The following is a 15,306-nucleotide window of genomic DNA, read 5'->3' on the forward strand; positions in this document are numbered from 1 at the left end:
CCCCCCCCCCCCCCCCCCCCCCCCCCCCCCCCCCCCCCCCCCCCCCCCCCCGCGGGGGGCCCCCCCCCCCCCCCGCGGGGGGGGGGGCCCCCCCCCCCCCCCCCCCCCCCCCCACTTCCGTACCCCCGGCCCCCGGCGGTGTCAGCGGTACGTGTGACACTGCCCGGCAGCCCACCGTCCGACGCCCACCCGGGGGACCGCACCGCCATGACCACCGCCGCACCCGACCTCGCCCAGTACTTCGTGCCCGGCCACACCTTCGACGACGACGCCCCCGGCACCAAGGGCACCCTCGCGGTGGTCCCCGGCGGCGAACTGTGGCTGCCCACCGGCCGGGTGGTCGCCTGCGACCCCTTCACCTGCCTGGGCACCGGCGAGGCCGAACCCTTCACCGCCGAGGTCGCCCCGGGCCGCTACCGCGTCGACGCCGCCGTGGCCACCCTCACCGGGGAGGGCGAGGACCCCGAGGGCCCGCCCCACCTGCGCCTGGCCGCCGCCCGCCTGATCATCTCGGACGCCCCCACCGCCACCTGGGAACCCGCCCTGACCGCCGGCCAGGACCCCGCCGACCTCGATGACGACGAGATGTTCTGCTACGGCGTCGACGCGGGCACCGGCTGCTTCTACGACGCCGCCGCCGACGAGTCCTTCCCCGACTGCCAGGGCGACGAGGGCCCCCTCTGGGACGCCTTCGACGCCGACCCGTACAACCCCGGCCCCTACACCGTCACCGCCCCCGCCACCGGCCACAACCTCATCGCCTTCACCTCCGGCTGGGGCGACGGCGCCTACCCCACCTGGCTGGGACGCGACGCGGACGGCAACATCACCTGCTTCATCACCGACTTCGGCGTCGTCCCGGACGACGAGGACGACGCCTAGAGTGCCCGCACCCCCGGCGCTAGCCTGACCCCATGCCGATCCGTGCCGTCCTCTGGGACATCGACGACACCCTCTTCGACTACACCGGCGCCGACACCACCGGCATGAGCCGCCACTTCGAGGCCGAGGGCCTGCCCGACGGGTACGACACCGCGGAGGAGGCCCTGCGCCGGTGGCGGGAGCTGACCACACTGCACTGGGGCCGGTTCGCGGCGGGGGAGTCCACCTTCGAGGAGCAGCGCAGAGACCGGATCCGCGACTTCCTGGGGGCGGAGATGGCGGACGCCGCCGCCGACGAGTGGTTCGCGCGGCACGTGACCCACTTCGAGGCCGCCTGGGCGCTCTTCCCGGACGCCGTGCCCGTGCTGGACGCGCTGGCCGGGGAGTACCGGCACGCGATCCTCTCCAACTCCAGCATCCGCAACCAGGAGCGCAAGCTCCGGACGCTCGGCGTCCGCGACCGCTTCGAGGCCGTGCTGTGCGCCGCCGAACTGGGGGTCTCCAAGCCCGCCCCCGAGGCCTTCCACGCTGCCTGCGAGGCGCTGGAACTGCTGCCGGGCGAGGTCGCGTACATCGGTGACCAACCGGACATCGACGCACGTGGGGCGGTGGAGGCCGGGCTCACCGGGATCTGGCTGGACCGGGCGGGGGCGGGCGGCCGGCCCGAGCTGGTCAGCGTCTCGGGACTCGATCAGCTGCCTGAGCTGCTGCGCGGCAATACCCGTTTTGGAGCCCCGGGAACCTTCGGGTAATGTTTCTTCTGCGCCGCCCGAGAGGGCCGAAAGGTCCGGCCGGGAAGCGCAAGCCGAACAAATACCCCCGCTCAGGGGGTTGCGTTTTGGTGGGCTATGGTGTAATTGGCAACACTACGGTTTCTGGTACCGTCATTCTAGGTTCGAGTCCTGGTAGCCCAGCTTCGCAAGAGCTGTTGAAGTACACAGATCGTTCATAGATCAAGATGCAGCTCTGCTAGGGCCCCCGTTGTGTAGCGGCCTAGCACGCCGCCCTCTCAAGGCGGTAGCGCCGGTTCGAATCCGGTCGGGGGTACAGATCCTTTCTTTCCGACACCTTCAGGTCGCTCCTGGATGTATTGATGCAAGGATCGCTAGGGCCCCCGTTGTGTAGCGGCCTAGCACGCCGCCCTCTCAAGGCGGTAGCGCCGGTTCGAATCCGGTCGGGGGTACTGGTAGGAACCAATTCAAAATGGTCTCAACCACCATGGGCTATGGTGTAATTGGCAACACTACGGTTTCTGGTACCGTCATTCTAGGTTCGAGTCCTGGTAGCCCAGCGCAGTTCACCTGCACGAATAAAGAGCTGGCCCCCGTTGTGTAGCGGCCTAGCACGCCGCCCTCTCAAGGCGGTAGCGCCGGTTCGAATCCGGTCGGGGGTACGTAAGGAAAAGCCCTCCGCATCACTGATGCGGAGGGCTTTTCCGTGTTTGCGGTACGGGGAGGAAGGCGCGGCCCGCAGGGTAGTTGGCGGGGCCGACTTCCGTACCGGGAAAAGGGGTTGGCGTACCCGGAAATGCCGGACGGCCGAACGTGCGCAGGGTGTGCGGGAGTTCGGCCGTCGAGTTGGCGGGGCGGGGCCCAAGCGACGTAATGGGGAAGTCGGTTGGTCAGCCGCCCGAGCGGCGCAGGGACTCCGAGAGGCGGGCGGCGGAGTCGATGACCGCCTGGGCGTGCATCCGGCCCGGGTGGCGGGTCAGGCGCTCGATGGGTCCGGAGACCGAGACGGCGGCGACCACCCGGTTGGAAGGTCCGCGCACGGGGGCGGAGACCGAGGCGACTCCCGGCTCGCGCTCGCCGATCGACTGGGCCCAGCCCCGGCGGCGTACCCCGGAAAGGGCCGTGGCGGTGAAGCGGGCGCCCTGGAGTCCGCGGTGCAGGCGCTCCGGCTCCTCCCAGGCCATCAGGATCTGGGCGGAGGAGCCGGCCTTCATGGTGAGGGTGGAGCCGACCGGGACGGTGTCCCGCAGTCCGGACAGCCGTTCCGCGGCGGCGACGCAGATGCGCATGTCGCCCTGGCGGCGGTAGAGCTGGGCGCTCTCGCCGGTCACATCGCGGAGATGGGTCAGTACCGGTCCCGCCGTGGCGAGCAGGCGGTCCTCGCCGGCCGCCGCGGAGAGTTCGGAGAGGCGGGGGCCGAGAATGAAACGGCCCTGCATGTCCCGCGCCACCAGCCGGTGGTGTTCCAGTGCCACGGCCAGCCGGTGGGCCGTGGGTCGTGCCAGTCCCGTCGCCGCGACCAACCCCGCGAGGGTGGCCGGGCCGGACTCCAGGGCGCTCAGCACGAGCGCCGCCTTGTCGAGAACGCCGACGCCGCTAGAGTTGTCCATGCGTCGATACTCGCGTCTCACTCTGTGAAACGCAAGTTCAATTTTCCAACGAACTTGTCACGCTGTACCGGCGGCCGTACAACGGCCCGCGGTCACCGCCCCGTACGGGGGTCCGGGCGGGGTGAACCGACATCTCTAGTTGAGCCGGCAAAGCCGCCGGCCGGAGGGAAAGCGATGGGTAGGACACTCGCGGAGAAGGTCTGGGACGACCATGTCGTCCGGCGTGCTGAAGGGGAGCCCGACCTCCTCTTCATCGACCTTCACCTGCTGCACGAGGTCACCAGCCCGCAGGCCTTCGACGGCCTCCGCAAGAACGGCCGCGCGGTACGGCGCCTCGATCTCACCATCGCCACCGAGGACCACAACACCCCGACCCTCGACATCGACAAGCCCATCGCGGACCCGGTGTCCCGCATCCAGCTGGAGACGCTGCGCAAGAACTGCGCCGACTTCGGGGTGCGCCTGCACCCGCTGGGCGACGTGGAGCAGGGCGTCGTCCACGTGGTGGGACCGCAGCTGGGCCTGACCCAGCCCGGCACCACGGTGGTCTGCGGCGACTCGCACACCTCCACCCACGGCGCCTTCGGCGCGCTGGCGTTCGGCATCGGCACCTCCCAGGTGGAGCACGTGCTGGCCACCCAGACGCTCCCGATGGCCCGCCCCAGGACCATGGCCATCACGGTCGAGGGTGAACTGCCCGACACGGTCACCGCCAAGGACCTGATCCTCGCCATCATCGCGAAGATCGGCACCGGTGGCGGACAGGGCTACGTCCTCGAATACCGCGGTCCCGCCATCGAGAAGCTCTCGATGGAAGCCCGCATGACCATCTGCAACATGTCCATCGAGGCGGGCGCCCGCGCGGGCATGATCGCCCCGGACGCCATCACCTTCGACTACCTCAAGGGCCGCGACCACGCGCCCGAGGGTGCCGACTGGGACGCGGCGGTCGAGTACTGGCAGACGCTGAAGTCGGACGACGACGCGGTCTTCGACGCGGAGGTCCTCATCGACGCCGCCTCGCTGGCCCCGTTCGTCACCTGGGGCACCAACCCGGGCCAGGGCGCACCGCTTTCCGGATACGTCCCCGATCCTGCTTCGTACGAAGACGCCTCGGAGCGGTACGCCGCCGAAAAGGCCCTGGAGTACATGGGGTTGACCGCCGGGCAGGCGCTGCGGGACATCAAGGTGGACACCGTCTTCGTGGGTTCGTGCACCAATGGCCGTATCGAGGACCTGCGTGCCGCCGCCGCGATCGTCGGGGGCCGTTCGGTGGCCGACGGCGTGCGGATGCTGGTCGTTCCCGGTTCGGTGCGCGTCGCCCTCCAGGCCATCGAGGAGGGTCTGGACAAGGTGTTCACCGCCGCCGGCGCCGAATGGCGGCACGCGGGCTGCTCGATGTGCCTGGGCATGAACCCCGACCAGCTCGCCCCCGGTGAGCGCTCCGCCTCCACCTCCAACCGCAACTTCGAGGGCAGGCAGGGCAAGGGCGGCCGTACCCACCTGGTGTCGCCGCAGGTCGCCGCAGCGACCGCGGTACTGGGCCACCTGGCCTCGCCCGCCGACCTGTCCGACGCAGACGCAACCGCCCTCGTGGAGGCCTGAGAACCATGGAAGCTTTCACCGCGCACACCGGCCGGGCCGTCCCGCTGCGCCGCAGCAACGTCGACACCGACCAGATCATCCCCGCGCACTGGCTGAAGAAGGTCACCCGCGACGGCTTCGAGGACGGACTCTTCGAGGCCTGGCGCAAGGACCCCGAGTTCGTGCTCAACAAGCCCGAGCGCGAGGGTGCCTCGGTGCTGGTCGCCGGACCCGACTTCGGCACCGGTTCGTCCCGTGAGCACGCCGTCTGGGCCCTGCAGAACTACGGTTTCAAGACAGTTGTGTCCTCCCGTTTCGCGGACATCTTCCGGGGCAACTCGCTCAAGAACGGTCTGCTCACGGTCGTCCTGCCGCAGGAGACCGTGGACCGGCTGTGGGAGCTGGTGGAGAACGACCCGAAGGCCGAAATCACCGTTGATCTCCAGGACCGCCAGGTGCGGGCCGAGGGCATCGCCGCTGACTTCGAGTTGGACGAGAACGCCCGCTGGCGTCTGCTCAACGGCCTCGACGACATCAGCATCACGCTCCAGAACGAGGACGCGATCACTACGTACGAATCAAGCCGCCCGGCACACAAGCCGAGTACCCTCCGGGCCTGATCGTCGCCGAGGAGCCCGTTCACCGTCGCTCCGTAGCCCGTTCGGCCTGAGATTCACGCCTCACTTTCGGCGCCCCCCGCCATTCGTGGCAGGGGGCGCCGAACTGTGTTCCGGGTCTCAACTGCGCTTGTGAGTGCGGGAGTTGGGAAGTGGGGTTGGTGTGACTGAGGGGGCTGATGGAGCCTGGAATTCCGCTAGTTGCCCCCGGCGGAGGCGACAACTCGCCCCAGATGGCACAATCGGTGCATGGAACGTGACAGCCAACTCCAGCTCCACGAGGCAGTCGCGGCCCAACTGAAAGAAGCACACACAAGGGTGCGTGCACTGCAAGTCCCGGAGGGCGTACGGATGGCGCTGTCCCGGAAGCTGCTGGTCATCACGGCTGCGGCAAAACACGATCTCGCCGGTGCGGCCAGACGTCTCAACAGGTTGATGAAGGACCTCGACGAGGGCCGATTCCCTGAAGACGTCTAGGGCTTCGGAACTCCATCAAGGACTCCCACAAGGCCTACTTCGTTGCGGCACTAGGGTGATTAGCCCGTTTCGTGTTTGATTTGCGGTATATATCTGCCTAACGTGCGAAAAAGCCTGGACATTTCGTCCGGGCAATGTCTCCGAAGGGGAAGACGTGAACAAGGCGCAGCTCGTAGAAACGATTGCCGACAAGGTCGGCGGCCGTCAGCAGGCCGCAGAGGCTGTCGACGCGGTACTGGACGCGATCGTCCGCGCAGTCGTCGCCGGCGACCGCGTCTCGGTCACCGGTTTCGGCTCGTTCGAGAAGGTCGACCGTCCGGCCCGCTACGCCCGCAACCCGCAGACGGGTGAGCGCGTTCGGGTCAAGAAGACCTCGGTGCCGCGCTTCCGTGCGGGTCAGGGCTTCAAGGACCTGGTCGCGGGCTCGAAGAAGCTCCCGAAGAACGACGTCGCCGTGAAGAAGGCGCCGAAGGGCAGCCTCTCGGGCGGTTCTTCCACCCGTACGACCGCCAAGGCCGCGGCCAAGAAGGCCACCGCCAAGAAGGCGACCGCCACCAAGAAGGCCACGGCGGCGAAGAAGACCACGACGGCCGCCAAGAAGACCACGGCGACGGCGAAGAAGACCACGGCGACGGCCACGGCGAAGAAGACCACCGCCAAGAAGGCCACCGCCACCGCGAAGAAGGCGACTCCGGCCAAGAAGACCGCCACCACGGTCAAGAAGGCCGTGGCCAAGAAGACCGCGCCGGCGAAGAAGGCCACCGCCAAGAAGGCGCCCGCCAAGAAGACCACGGCGCGCAAGACCACCGCGAAGAAGACCACCGCCAAGAAGAAGTAACGCTCCCACTGGCAGTGGAGTAGTCACACGCCGGGCCGGGCTCCCTCCGGGGAGCCCGGCCCGCGGTGTGTGCGGCGCGCGGCCGCACGCCGAGCGCCCCTTGGGGGTTCTCCCACCCGGCACGGGCGGGAGAACCCCCAAGGGGCGCTCAGTGGCGTTCCCGGAGGTCGGAGGCGTTTCCCCGGAAGGCTCAGCGGTCTCCGGAAGCCCGGTGGGGCGCTCAGAAGGTCTGGAGGGTCACCAGGGTGATCGTCCGGCCCTCGCCCTCGCCGGAGGTCTCGATGCGCACCCGCTGGCCGGGGCGGAGCAGCCGCAGCGCGCCCGCGTCGAAGGCCGCCGCGTCGAAGGGCACCGGGGTGCCGTCGTCGAGCAGCACACTGCCGCTGCGGGTCTCGGAGTCGTATGTGTACGCGGTCGCCTGCATGGCCGCAGCGTACCCAGTGCCGGCCGCCGCCCTAGGACTGCGTCTGCCGTACGAAGGCCGGGCACAGCGCCTCGGTGTGGGGGCCCACTCCCAGTGCGAACGCGGCGTGCAGATCGTCACCCGTATCCACGTCCTGGCGCACGGAATCCACCAATTCGAGCAGGAGTTCCTCGGCGCCCGAAATGATGTGCCGGATACGGGAGGGTCCCCCGAACGAGGGCCGGAATTCCACTTCTGGCGCAGCGGAAAGGAATGTAGTTCCGATTCCTGCCGCATCGGGGAGAAATGCGCGCGGAAATTCGGATGCGTGGATCAGTACCCGCTCCAATTCCTCGGTGCGCAGTGCGGGCAGGTCCGCGTTCAGAGCGGCGACGGCGGCGCCCGGCCGCAGTGCGCGCACCGAGCGCGCCCCGTGTGCCAGCGCCGCGTTGAGGCCGGCCGCGGGGGAGTCGGGAACGATCCGCGCCCCCAACTCGGCCAGGGCGGCGCCCGCCGCGGCGTCGTCCGTGACGACCACCACATCCCGGACCTCCCGGGCGGCCAGCGCGGCGGCCACCGTGTCCTGCGCGAACGCCAGGGCGAGGCCCGGCCGGAGCGCGTCCCCGGCCGCGGGCGCGAGCCTGCTTTTCGCCCGTGCCAAGGGCTTCAGGGGGACGACCAGGGACCAGCGAGGGGTCCGGGGCGGGTTCGTGGCGGGCCTCCGTCCGGGCGGGATGAGTGAGCTCCGTACCGTGATCGGCAACGGAACGGGGCCCATTGTCGCCCGGAGCAGCGGAATCCAGGAGGCCCCCTCCCCAGGCCGGGGCGTACGGTGTTCTCGACAGACGAGGGACCCGGGGCGACACTTGTCCGCCTGACCGGGCGCACAGGTGCACACGGGGTGCAGTGGCCAGGGTCCTAGAGGAAGGTGTCCGAGTGTCCCGCCGCAGAATCGGCTTCTGGTACCGCCTGGCCGCGGTCATCGCCAAACCCCCGCTGCTGCTTCTGTTCAAGCGGGACTGGCGCGGAATGGAGCACATTCCGGCGGACGGCGGATTCATCACCGCCGTGAACCACAACTCGTACCTGGACCCGCTGTCCTACTCGCACTTCCAGTACAACACCGGCCGGGTGCCGCGACTGCTCGCCAAGGCGGGTCTGTTCAAGACCCCGTTCGTCGGCATGATGCTGCGCGGTACGGGCCAGATCCCGGTCTACCGCGAGACGACGGACGCGATGACCGCCTTCCGCGCCGCCATCAACGCCGTCGAGCGCGGTGAGTGCGTCGCGTTCTACCCGGAGGGCACCCTCACCCGGGACCCCGCCATGTGGCCGATGGCCGGCAAGACCGGTGCCGCACGGGTCGCGCTGCACACCAGGGCTCCGGTCATCCCGGTGGCCCAGTGGGGCGCCAACCTGGCCATGCCGCCGTACGCCAAGGGCAGGAAGACGCACTTCTTCCCGCGCAAGACGCTCATCGTGCAGGCGGGCCCGCCGGTCGACCTGGAGCGGTTCTACGACAAGGAACCGACCCCGGACGTGCTGCGCGAGGCGACCGAGACGATCATGGCGGCGATCACCGAACTCCTCGCGGAGGTACGGCAGGAGCCGGCCCCCGCCGAGGTCTACGACCACCGCAAGGCGCGGGCCGAGCAGCGGCGCAGGGCCGCCGCTGCCAAGGCGCGTGCCGAGGAACTGACCAGTACGCGGCCCGAGCCGACCGGGGCGAACGACCCGGCGCGCAACGGCAGCTCGGAGAACGGCACAGCGGGGGAGAGCGCAAAGTGACGAAGGTAGCCGTCTTCGGCAATGGCTCCTGGGGCACCGCCTTCGGCATGGTGCTCGCCGACGCGGGCTGCGAGGTCGCCCTGTGGGGCCGCAACGCCTCCCGCGCGGACGTCATCAATGCCACCCGTACCAACCCCGAATACCTCCCGGGAGTCGAACTCCCCGCGGGAATCACCGCCACCGCGGACGCCGGGCAGGCAGCCGCGGGCGCGGACTTCGCGGTGCTGTGCATCCCCTCGCAGACCCTGCGCGAGAACCTCACCGGCTGGAAGGACCTGCTGCCCGCCGACTCGGTCATCGTCTCCCTGATGAAGGGCGTCGAACTCGGCACCGCCAAGCGGATGAGCGAGGTCATCGCCGAGGTCGCCAAGGTCTCCGAGGAGCGGGTCGCGGTACTCAGCGGGCCCAACCTCTCCAAGGAGATCGCCGCCAGGCACCCCGCCGCCGCGGTCGTCGCCTGCCCCGACGAGGACGCCGCCGTACGGTTCCAGGCGGCCTGCCACACCCCGTACTTCCGCCCCTACACCACCACCGACGTGGTCGGCGTGGAGCTGGGCGGCGCGGTCAAGAACGTCATCGCGCTGGCCGTCGGCATCACCAACGGCATGGGCATGGGCGACAACACCAAGGCCTCGCTGATCACCCGCGGCCTCGCCGAGACCACCAGGCTCGGTCTGGCGATGGGCGCCGACGCGCACACCTTCGCGGGCCTGGCGGGCATGGGCGACCTGGTCGCCACCTGCTCGTCCCCGCTGTCGCGCAACAACACCTTCGGCACCAACCTGGGCCGCGGCATGACCCTCCAGGAGGCCGTCGCCGCCACCAAGCAGACCGCCGAGGGAGTCAAGTCCTGCGAGTCCGTACTGGATCTGGCGACCCGGCACGGCGTCGAGATGCCGATCACCGAGACGGTGGTGAGCATCGTCCACGAGGGCAAGCCGCCGCTGGTCGCGGTGAAGGAGCTCATGTCGCGCAGCGCCAAGCCCGAGCGCTGATTCCGGCCGGTACAGCGGGTACCCTCAAGCCGATATGAGCAGCGACAACCTCCCCCAGAGCCATGACCAGGACCCGCGCCCTGACCAGGAGCCCCGCAAGCCGCGCGTGGCTGTCGTCTTCGGCGGACGTAGCTCCGAGCACGGCATTTCGATCGTCACGGCCGGCGCCATCATGCAGGCGATCGACCGTGAGAAGTACGACGTGCTGCCGATCGGCATCACCACGGACGGGCGTTGGGTGCTGACCGCCGACGCGCCGGACCGCATGGCGATCTCCGGCCGCGAGATGCCGGACATGGACAAGCTCACGGAGTCCGCGGCGGGCAGCGTCGTGCTGTCGGCCGACCCCGCCAGCCGCGAGGTCGTCTACAGCGAGCCCGGCTCGGTGCCCAAGGCGCTCGGCGAGGTCGACGTCGTCTTCCCGATGCTGCACGGTCCGTACGGCGAGGACGGCACCCTACAGGGCCTGCTGGAACTCTCCGGTGTCCCGTACGTCGGCTCGGGCGTCCTCGCCTCGGCCGTCGGCCAGGACAAGGAGTACATGAAGCGGGTCTTCACCTCCTTCGGCCTGCCGGTCGGTCCCTACGAGGTGATCCGCCCGCGCGAATGGGCCGCCGACCCCTCCGCCGCCCGAGGGCGCATCGTGGACTTCGCCGGCGAGCACGGCTGGCCGCTCTTCGTGAAGCCCGCCCGCGGGGGCTCGTCCATGGGCATCACCAAGGTGAACGACCTCTCCGGGCTCGACGAGGCGATCGAGGAGGCCCAGCGCCACGACCCCAAGGTGCTGGTCGAGTCCCTGCTCACCGGGCGCGAGATCGAGTGCGGAGTGCTGGAGTTCGAGGACGGTCCGCGCGCCAGCGTGCCCGCCGAGATCCCGCCGGTCTCCGCCCACGACTTCTACGACTTCGAGGCCAAGTACATCGACTCGGCGGCCGGGATCGTGCCCGCGCCGCTGACCGACGCGCAGACGGCGGAGCTCCAGCGCCTCGCGGTCGAGGCCTTCGACGCGGCGTCCTGCGAGGGCCTGGTCCGGGCGGACTTCTTCCTCCAGGACAACGGCGAGTTCGTGATCAACGAGATCAACACGATGCCGGGCTTCACACCGATCTCGATGTACCCGCGGATGTGGCAGGAGAGCGGCGTGCCGTACGCGGAGCTGGTGGACCGGCTGATCCAGGCGGCGCTGCGGCGGCCGACCGGGCTGCGCTAGGCGCCGGGGTTACGGGGGCGGGGGCGGCCCTGCCCCCGGCCGCTCAGAACTTCGGATCGTCCAGGGACTTGGGGACCGTCCTGGCGATGGGCTTCGCGAAGTCGACCAGGATGCCCGCGTCCGCCTTGTACGAGGCGGGGACCAGGAGTTCCACGTAGGCCTCGCGGTACGCCGAGATGAAGCGCATGCCGTCCTCGCCCCGGTCGTCCACCACCCACCAAACCCCGTTGACCTCCACACCGTTGGCCTTCGGGTCGCCCACCTTCTCGGGCCGGTCGATCCCGCAGCGCAGTACGATCGCCGGGTCGCCCCAGCCCGCGGTGAACGGGGACCTGGCCGGCAGGTCGCGTCGTGCGACGTCGTCCATGACCTTCTCCGGGAGCTCCTTGTGGAGCGCCTTGCAGTACCCCGCGATCGCCGCCGGCGGCGTGGGAACCGCTGATGCGGCAGTGACGTCGGTGGATGAACAGGCGACGGCCGCCGACAGCAGAAGCGCTGCGGCGGCCGGTATCCGCAAGGGCCGGTGGTTCAAAGAAGTCACCGGATCAGGGTAGACGGGGGTTACAGGTGGACGACCGGGCAGGTCAGCGTGCGGGTGATGCCGTCCACCTGCTGGATCTTGGCGACCACCATGCGACCGAGTTCGTCCACGGTGTCCGACTGGGCGCGAACGATGACGTCGTAAGGTCCGGTGACGTCCTCGGCCTGGATGACTCCCGCTATTTTGCCGATCAGGTCGGCGACGGTCGAAGCCTTGCCGACCTCGGTCTGGATGAGGATGTATGCCTGTACCACGGAACCTCCAAGGCGGCCACGAGGATCATGTGGGGTGGGGGAAAGAGACGCCACCGTACCGCGTCGTCGCGGGCGGTGGGGAGACTTGCGCGGCCGGTGACGCAGGGGCCCGGGCACGTCGGAAGTCCTACGGCAAAGAGAAGTTGACGTACGTGTTGACGGTACCTACAGCAGGGTCGGCTCGCGACCGCAAGCGCACTGGGGCAGAAGGGGCACACATATGAAGGGCACCGTGGGAGAGCTGGGGGAGTTCGGCCTCATCGAGAAGCTGACCTCCCGGCTCACCTCCACCCCGGCCGTACGGCTCGGGCCCGGCGACGACGCCGCGGTCGTGGCCGCACCCGACCGGAGGGTCGTCGCCAGTACGGACATCCTCCTGGAGGGGCGGCACTTCCGGCGCGACTGGTCGACGGCGTACGACGTGGGCCGCAAGGCCGCCGCGCAGAACCTCGCCGACATCGCCGCCATGGGCGCCGTACCGACGGCCCTGCTGCTCGGCCTGGTGGTGCCCGCCGAGCTCCCGGCGACCTGGCCGATCGAGCTGATGGACGGGCTGCGGGACGAGTGCCAGGTCGCGGGGGCCGCGGTGGTGGGCGGGGACGTCGTACGGGGCGACACCATCACCGTCGCGATCACCGCGCTCGGTGACCTGCGCAACCACGACCCGGTGGTGCGCTCCGGCGCACAGCCCGGCGACGTGGTCGCGGTCACCGGATGGCTGGGCTGGTCGGCGGCCGGGCACGCGGTGCTCTCCCGCGGCTTCCGCTCGCCGCGCGCCTTCGTGGAGGCGCACCGCAGGCCGGAGCCGCCGTACCACGCGGGCCCCGCGGCGGCCGGGCTCGGCGCCACCGCCATGACCGATGTGAGCGACGGTCTTGTCGCCGACCTCGGGCACATCGCCGAGGCCAGCAAGGTCCGCATCGACCTGCGCTCGGGGCTCATCGACATCCCGACCCAGATGTCGGACATCGGGCAGGCCGTCGGTGTGGACCCCTTGCAGTGGGTGCTCACCGGGGGAGAGGACCACGCGATCGTGGCGACCTTCCCGCCGGACGTGAAGCTGCCCGCCCGCTGGAAGGTGATCGGCGAGGTGCTCAACCCCTCCGCGCTGCCGCAGGTGACGGTCGACGGGGCGCCGTGGACCAGCAAGGGCGGCTGGGACCACTTCGGCGACATCGAGGGCTGAGAGCCCGCGTGCGGACACCGGCTCCGGAGCCGGCTGCCTCCGGACGTCTCCCCGGGACGTCTCCCCGGGCGCGTTACATTCGCTGGTATGCGTATACCTCCTGGCGTGCTCCCCTGTGTCCTCACCGTCGCCGGATCCGATTCCGGCGGCGGTGCGGGCATTCAGGCCGACCTGAAGACGATGCTGGCGCTCGGTGTGCACGGGATGAGCGTGGTCACCGCCGTCACCGCGCAGAACTCCCTCGGCGTGCAGGGGGTTTGGGACCTTCCGGTGGAGGCGGTGCGGGCGCAGTACCGCAGCGTCGTCGACGACATCGGCGTACAGGCCGTGAAGACCGGGATGCTGTCGTCGGCCGAACTGGTCGAGGAGGTCGCCGAGTTGCTGCTCGCGACGGACGCCCCGGTGGTCGTCGACCCGGTGGGCGTCTCCAAGCACGGTGACTCGCTGCTCGCCACCTCCGCGCTGGACTCGGTACGCAAGTGCCTGCTGCCCGCCGCCACCGTGGCCACCCCCAACCTGGACGAGGTGGCCCAACTCACCGGCGTACGCGTCGAGTCGGAGACCGATATGCGCCGCGCGGCGGACGCACTCCTGGCCTGCGGCCCGCGCTGGGTGCTCGTCAAGGGCGGCCACCTGCCCGGCGACGCCGTCGACCTGCTCACCGACGGAACCGACGACCACTGGCTGCGCGCCCCCCGCCACGACAACCGGCACACCCACGGCACCGGCTGCACGCTCGCCTCCGCCATCGCGTCCGGACTGGCCAAGGGACTCGACGTACCGCAGGCCGTGCACGCGGCGAAGGAGTACGTCACCGAGGCGATCGCGGCCGGATTCTCGCTCGGCGCGGGCATCGGCCCGGTGGACCACGGGTGGCGGCTGCGGGGGCCGCAGGGGGAGGAGTGAGGGTCCCGCTGAGCCCGGCCGCGGCGGGTGCTCAACGCGGATAGTCCTTCAGCTCGATGGCGGTGGCCGCCTTCTCGGTCAGCCGCTTGAAGAAGCCGCCCAGCAGCCGCGAGCTGAGCATCCGGTACGCGCGGTCCCGCCGGCGGATCTTCCCTTCGGTGGCCGGGGCGAAGAACGGGCCCGCGTTGCCGGCGATCTTCTGGCAGCCCTTCACGAAGTCCCCGACCTCCGCCTCGTACGCCGCGAACGCCGTGCGGTGGTCGCCGCGCGCCACGGCCAGCTCACCGGCCAGGACGTACGCGGCGACGATCGCCGCACTCGTGCCCATGCCGCCCATGGTCGCGCCGTACCCGGCGTCACCGAGCAGCACCACCCGGCCCTGCGAGAGCCGGTCGACGTGGATCTGCGCGATGGCGTCGAAGTACAGGTCGTCGGTGTCCTCCAGGGCGTCGAGCAGCGCGGGGGTGTCCCAGCCCAGACCGGCGTACCGCTCGCGCAGGATCTTCTTCTGGTCCTGCTGCCGGGGGTCGTGCCGGTCGTAGCCGAGCTGTTCCCCGGAGGCGAAGACCAGCAGTGCGCCCGCCCTGTCCGGGTCGCCGTCGTAGTTGCTGACGCACGCCGCGCGGTTCGGCTCGCAGTAGAGGCGGCCGGTGCGGTCGAGCGCGAGATGGTTGGGCACGTCGAACCCGGCGACGTAGAAACCGAGGTATCGCAGGAACCGCGACTCGTCGCCGAAGACCAGCCGACGGGTGTGCGAGTGCAGGCCGTCGGCGCCGACGATCAGGTCGAAGCGGGCGGGCGGGGCGTGGTCGAAGGTGACGTCCACCTGGTGCGGGGAGTCGGTGAGGGTGGCGATCGAGTCGCCGAAGAGGTACGTGACGTTCGGGAGGCCCCGGGTGCGTTCGTACATGATCGCGGACAGCTCGCCGCGGAGGATCTCCACATCGCCGCTCATCAGCGAAGCCGGGAGGGTGACGCGGGCGCTGCCGTCGGCGTTGACCACGGTCTGGACACCCATGTGGGTCTGACGTGCGTGGACCTCGTCCCAGATGCCCATGTCCCGCAGGACCCGGCGGTGCACGGGCCCCCGGAAGTCGACGGCGAAGCCGCCTGCGCGCAGGGCCGGCGCCTTCTCGACGACGGTGACCTGGGCGCCGTAGCGGGCGAGCTGGAGGGCCAGGGCGGGCCCGGCGATACTCGCTCCGGAGATGAGGACGCGCAGGTGGGAGAGGGTGTGGGCGGTCTCGGTGCGGTGCGTCGGGTGAGTCATGCGAGGAGCTTGGC

At 70.1% G+C, this 15,306-nt stretch carries 17 protein-coding genes and 5 tRNA genes; 16 read left to right on the top strand and 6 right to left on the bottom strand.

Annotation, left to right across the window (positions count from 1 at the left end; all coding sequences use genetic code 11):
• The first annotated feature begins 207 nt into the window (after positions 1–207).
• The 7 genes from ACIA73_RS21455 (at position 208) to ACIA73_RS21485 (ending at position 2,275) form a co-directional block, all read left to right on the top strand.
• The gene (locus ACIA73_RS21455; protein ID WP_399440224.1) at positions 208–882 is read left to right on the top strand and encodes a DUF4241 domain-containing protein; all 675 of its coding nucleotides are present in this window, start codon (positions 208–210) and stop codon (positions 880–882) included.
• A 32-nt stretch (positions 883–914) separates the two neighbouring features.
• Positions 915–1,634 carry an HAD family hydrolase gene (locus tag ACIA73_RS21460; protein ID WP_399440225.1) on the top strand — a complete coding sequence of 240 codons (720 nt, stop codon included), beginning with the start codon at positions 915–917 and terminating at the stop codon, positions 1,632–1,634.
• 90 nt (positions 1,635–1,724) lie between these two features.
• Positions 1,725–1,796: transfer RNA gene (locus tag ACIA73_RS21465), tRNA-Gln, on the top strand.
• Between the two features lie 60 nt (positions 1,797–1,856).
• A tRNA-Glu gene (locus tag ACIA73_RS21470) sits at positions 1,857–1,929 on the top strand.
• Positions 1,930–1,992: 63 nt separating this feature from the next.
• Positions 1,993–2,065, top strand: a tRNA-Glu gene (locus ACIA73_RS21475).
• A gap of 36 nt (positions 2,066–2,101) precedes the next feature.
• Positions 2,102–2,173 (top strand) — tRNA-Gln (locus ACIA73_RS21480).
• 29 nt (positions 2,174–2,202) lie between these two features.
• Positions 2,203–2,275, top strand: a tRNA-Glu gene (locus ACIA73_RS21485).
• 228 nt (positions 2,276–2,503) lie between these two features.
• Here the strand turns inward: ACIA73_RS21485 and ndgR are convergent.
• Positions 2,504–3,223 carry an IclR family transcriptional regulator NdgR gene (ndgR, locus tag ACIA73_RS21490; RefSeq protein ID WP_399440226.1) on the bottom strand — a complete coding sequence of 240 codons (720 nt, stop codon included), beginning with the start codon at positions 3,221–3,223 and terminating at the stop codon, positions 2,504–2,506.
• A 174-nt stretch (positions 3,224–3,397) separates the two neighbouring features.
• On the opposite strand from ndgR, the gene leuC reads away from it, so the two are divergent.
• The 4 genes from leuC to ACIA73_RS21510 all read left to right on the top strand — a co-directional run bounded on the left by leuC (position 3,398) and on the right by ACIA73_RS21510 (position 6,739).
• Entirely contained in the window at positions 3,398–4,828 is a 1,431-nt protein-coding gene (leuC, locus tag ACIA73_RS21495) for a 3-isopropylmalate dehydratase large subunit (RefSeq protein ID WP_399440227.1), read from the top strand.
• Positions 4,829–4,833: 5 nt separating this feature from the next.
• Positions 4,834–5,427 carry a 3-isopropylmalate dehydratase small subunit gene (leuD, locus tag ACIA73_RS21500; protein WP_399440228.1) on the top strand — a complete coding sequence of 198 codons (594 nt, stop codon included), beginning with the start codon at positions 4,834–4,836 and terminating at the stop codon, positions 5,425–5,427.
• 246 nt (positions 5,428–5,673) lie between these two features.
• Positions 5,674–5,901 (top strand): hypothetical protein, encoded by a 228-nt coding sequence (locus tag ACIA73_RS21505; protein ID WP_399440229.1) that lies wholly within the window; start codon positions 5,674–5,676, stop codon positions 5,899–5,901.
• Between the two features lie 154 nt (positions 5,902–6,055).
• Positions 6,056–6,739 (top strand): HU family DNA-binding protein, encoded by a 684-nt coding sequence (locus ACIA73_RS21510; protein WP_399440230.1) that lies wholly within the window; start codon positions 6,056–6,058, stop codon positions 6,737–6,739.
• A gap of 220 nt (positions 6,740–6,959) precedes the next feature.
• Here the strand turns inward: ACIA73_RS21510 and ACIA73_RS21515 are convergent, their stop codons facing one another.
• Positions 6,960–7,163 (bottom strand): hypothetical protein, encoded by a 204-nt coding sequence (locus tag ACIA73_RS21515; RefSeq protein ID WP_399440231.1) that lies wholly within the window; start codon positions 7,161–7,163, stop codon positions 6,960–6,962.
• 31 nt (positions 7,164–7,194) lie between these two features.
• On the bottom strand, positions 7,195–7,803 hold the full coding sequence (gene cofC, locus ACIA73_RS21520; RefSeq protein ID WP_399440232.1) for a 2-phospho-L-lactate guanylyltransferase: 609 nt from the start codon (positions 7,801–7,803) through the stop codon (positions 7,195–7,197).
• Between the two features lie 275 nt (positions 7,804–8,078).
• On the opposite strand from cofC, the gene ACIA73_RS21525 reads away from it, so the two are divergent.
• The 3 genes from ACIA73_RS21525 to ACIA73_RS21535 are packed head-to-tail and all read left to right on the top strand — an operon-like array spanning position 8,079 to position 11,135.
• Positions 8,079–8,930 carry a lysophospholipid acyltransferase family protein gene (locus ACIA73_RS21525; RefSeq protein WP_399440233.1) on the top strand — a complete coding sequence of 284 codons (852 nt, stop codon included), beginning with the start codon at positions 8,079–8,081 and terminating at the stop codon, positions 8,928–8,930.
• Positions 8,927–9,925, top strand: a complete 999-nt coding sequence (locus ACIA73_RS21530; RefSeq protein ID WP_399440234.1) for an NAD(P)H-dependent glycerol-3-phosphate dehydrogenase — start codon at positions 8,927–8,929, stop codon at positions 9,923–9,925. Before ACIA73_RS21525 ends, ACIA73_RS21530 begins: the two co-directional genes overlap by 4 nt.
• Before the next feature lie 34 nt (positions 9,926–9,959).
• Positions 9,960–11,135, top strand: coding sequence for a D-alanine--D-alanine ligase family protein (locus ACIA73_RS21535; protein WP_399440235.1), 1,176 nt, complete (start codon positions 9,960–9,962; stop codon positions 11,133–11,135).
• Positions 11,136–11,178: 43 nt separating this feature from the next.
• Here ACIA73_RS21535 and ACIA73_RS21540 read toward each other — a convergent pair whose 3' ends face one another.
• Positions 11,179–11,676 (bottom strand): DUF3515 domain-containing protein, encoded by a 498-nt coding sequence (locus ACIA73_RS21540; protein WP_399440236.1) that lies wholly within the window; start codon positions 11,674–11,676, stop codon positions 11,179–11,181.
• 20 nt (positions 11,677–11,696) lie between these two features.
• Complete coding sequence (locus tag ACIA73_RS21545; protein ID WP_399440237.1) at positions 11,697–11,930, bottom strand: Lrp/AsnC ligand binding domain-containing protein; 234 nt, start codon at positions 11,928–11,930, stop codon at positions 11,697–11,699.
• Between the two features lie 220 nt (positions 11,931–12,150).
• Here ACIA73_RS21545 and ACIA73_RS21550 point away from each other — a divergent pair, with 220 nt between their 5' ends.
• Together ACIA73_RS21550 and thiD are read left to right on the top strand one after the other, a co-directional pair.
• Positions 12,151–13,116: a thiamine-phosphate kinase gene (locus ACIA73_RS21550; protein ID WP_399440238.1), complete on the top strand. Its 966-nt coding sequence runs from the start codon at positions 12,151–12,153 to the stop codon at positions 13,114–13,116.
• Positions 13,117–13,203: 87 nt separating this feature from the next.
• Positions 13,204–14,022, top strand: coding sequence for a bifunctional hydroxymethylpyrimidine kinase/phosphomethylpyrimidine kinase (gene thiD / locus ACIA73_RS21555; RefSeq protein ID WP_399440239.1), 819 nt, complete (start codon positions 13,204–13,206; stop codon positions 14,020–14,022).
• Positions 14,023–14,053: 31 nt separating this feature from the next.
• Here the strand turns inward: thiD and ACIA73_RS21560 are convergent, their stop codons facing one another.
• The gene (locus ACIA73_RS21560; protein WP_399440240.1) at positions 14,054–15,292 is read right to left on the bottom strand and encodes an FAD-dependent monooxygenase; all 1,239 of its coding nucleotides are present in this window, start codon (positions 15,290–15,292) and stop codon (positions 14,054–14,056) included.
• Positions 15,293–15,306: the final 14 nt, after the last annotated feature.

This window comes from Streptomyces sp. NPDC051561 (assembly GCF_044454195.1).
In the GTDB taxonomy this organism is placed as follows: Bacteria; Actinomycetota; Actinomycetes; order Streptomycetales; family Streptomycetaceae; genus Streptomyces.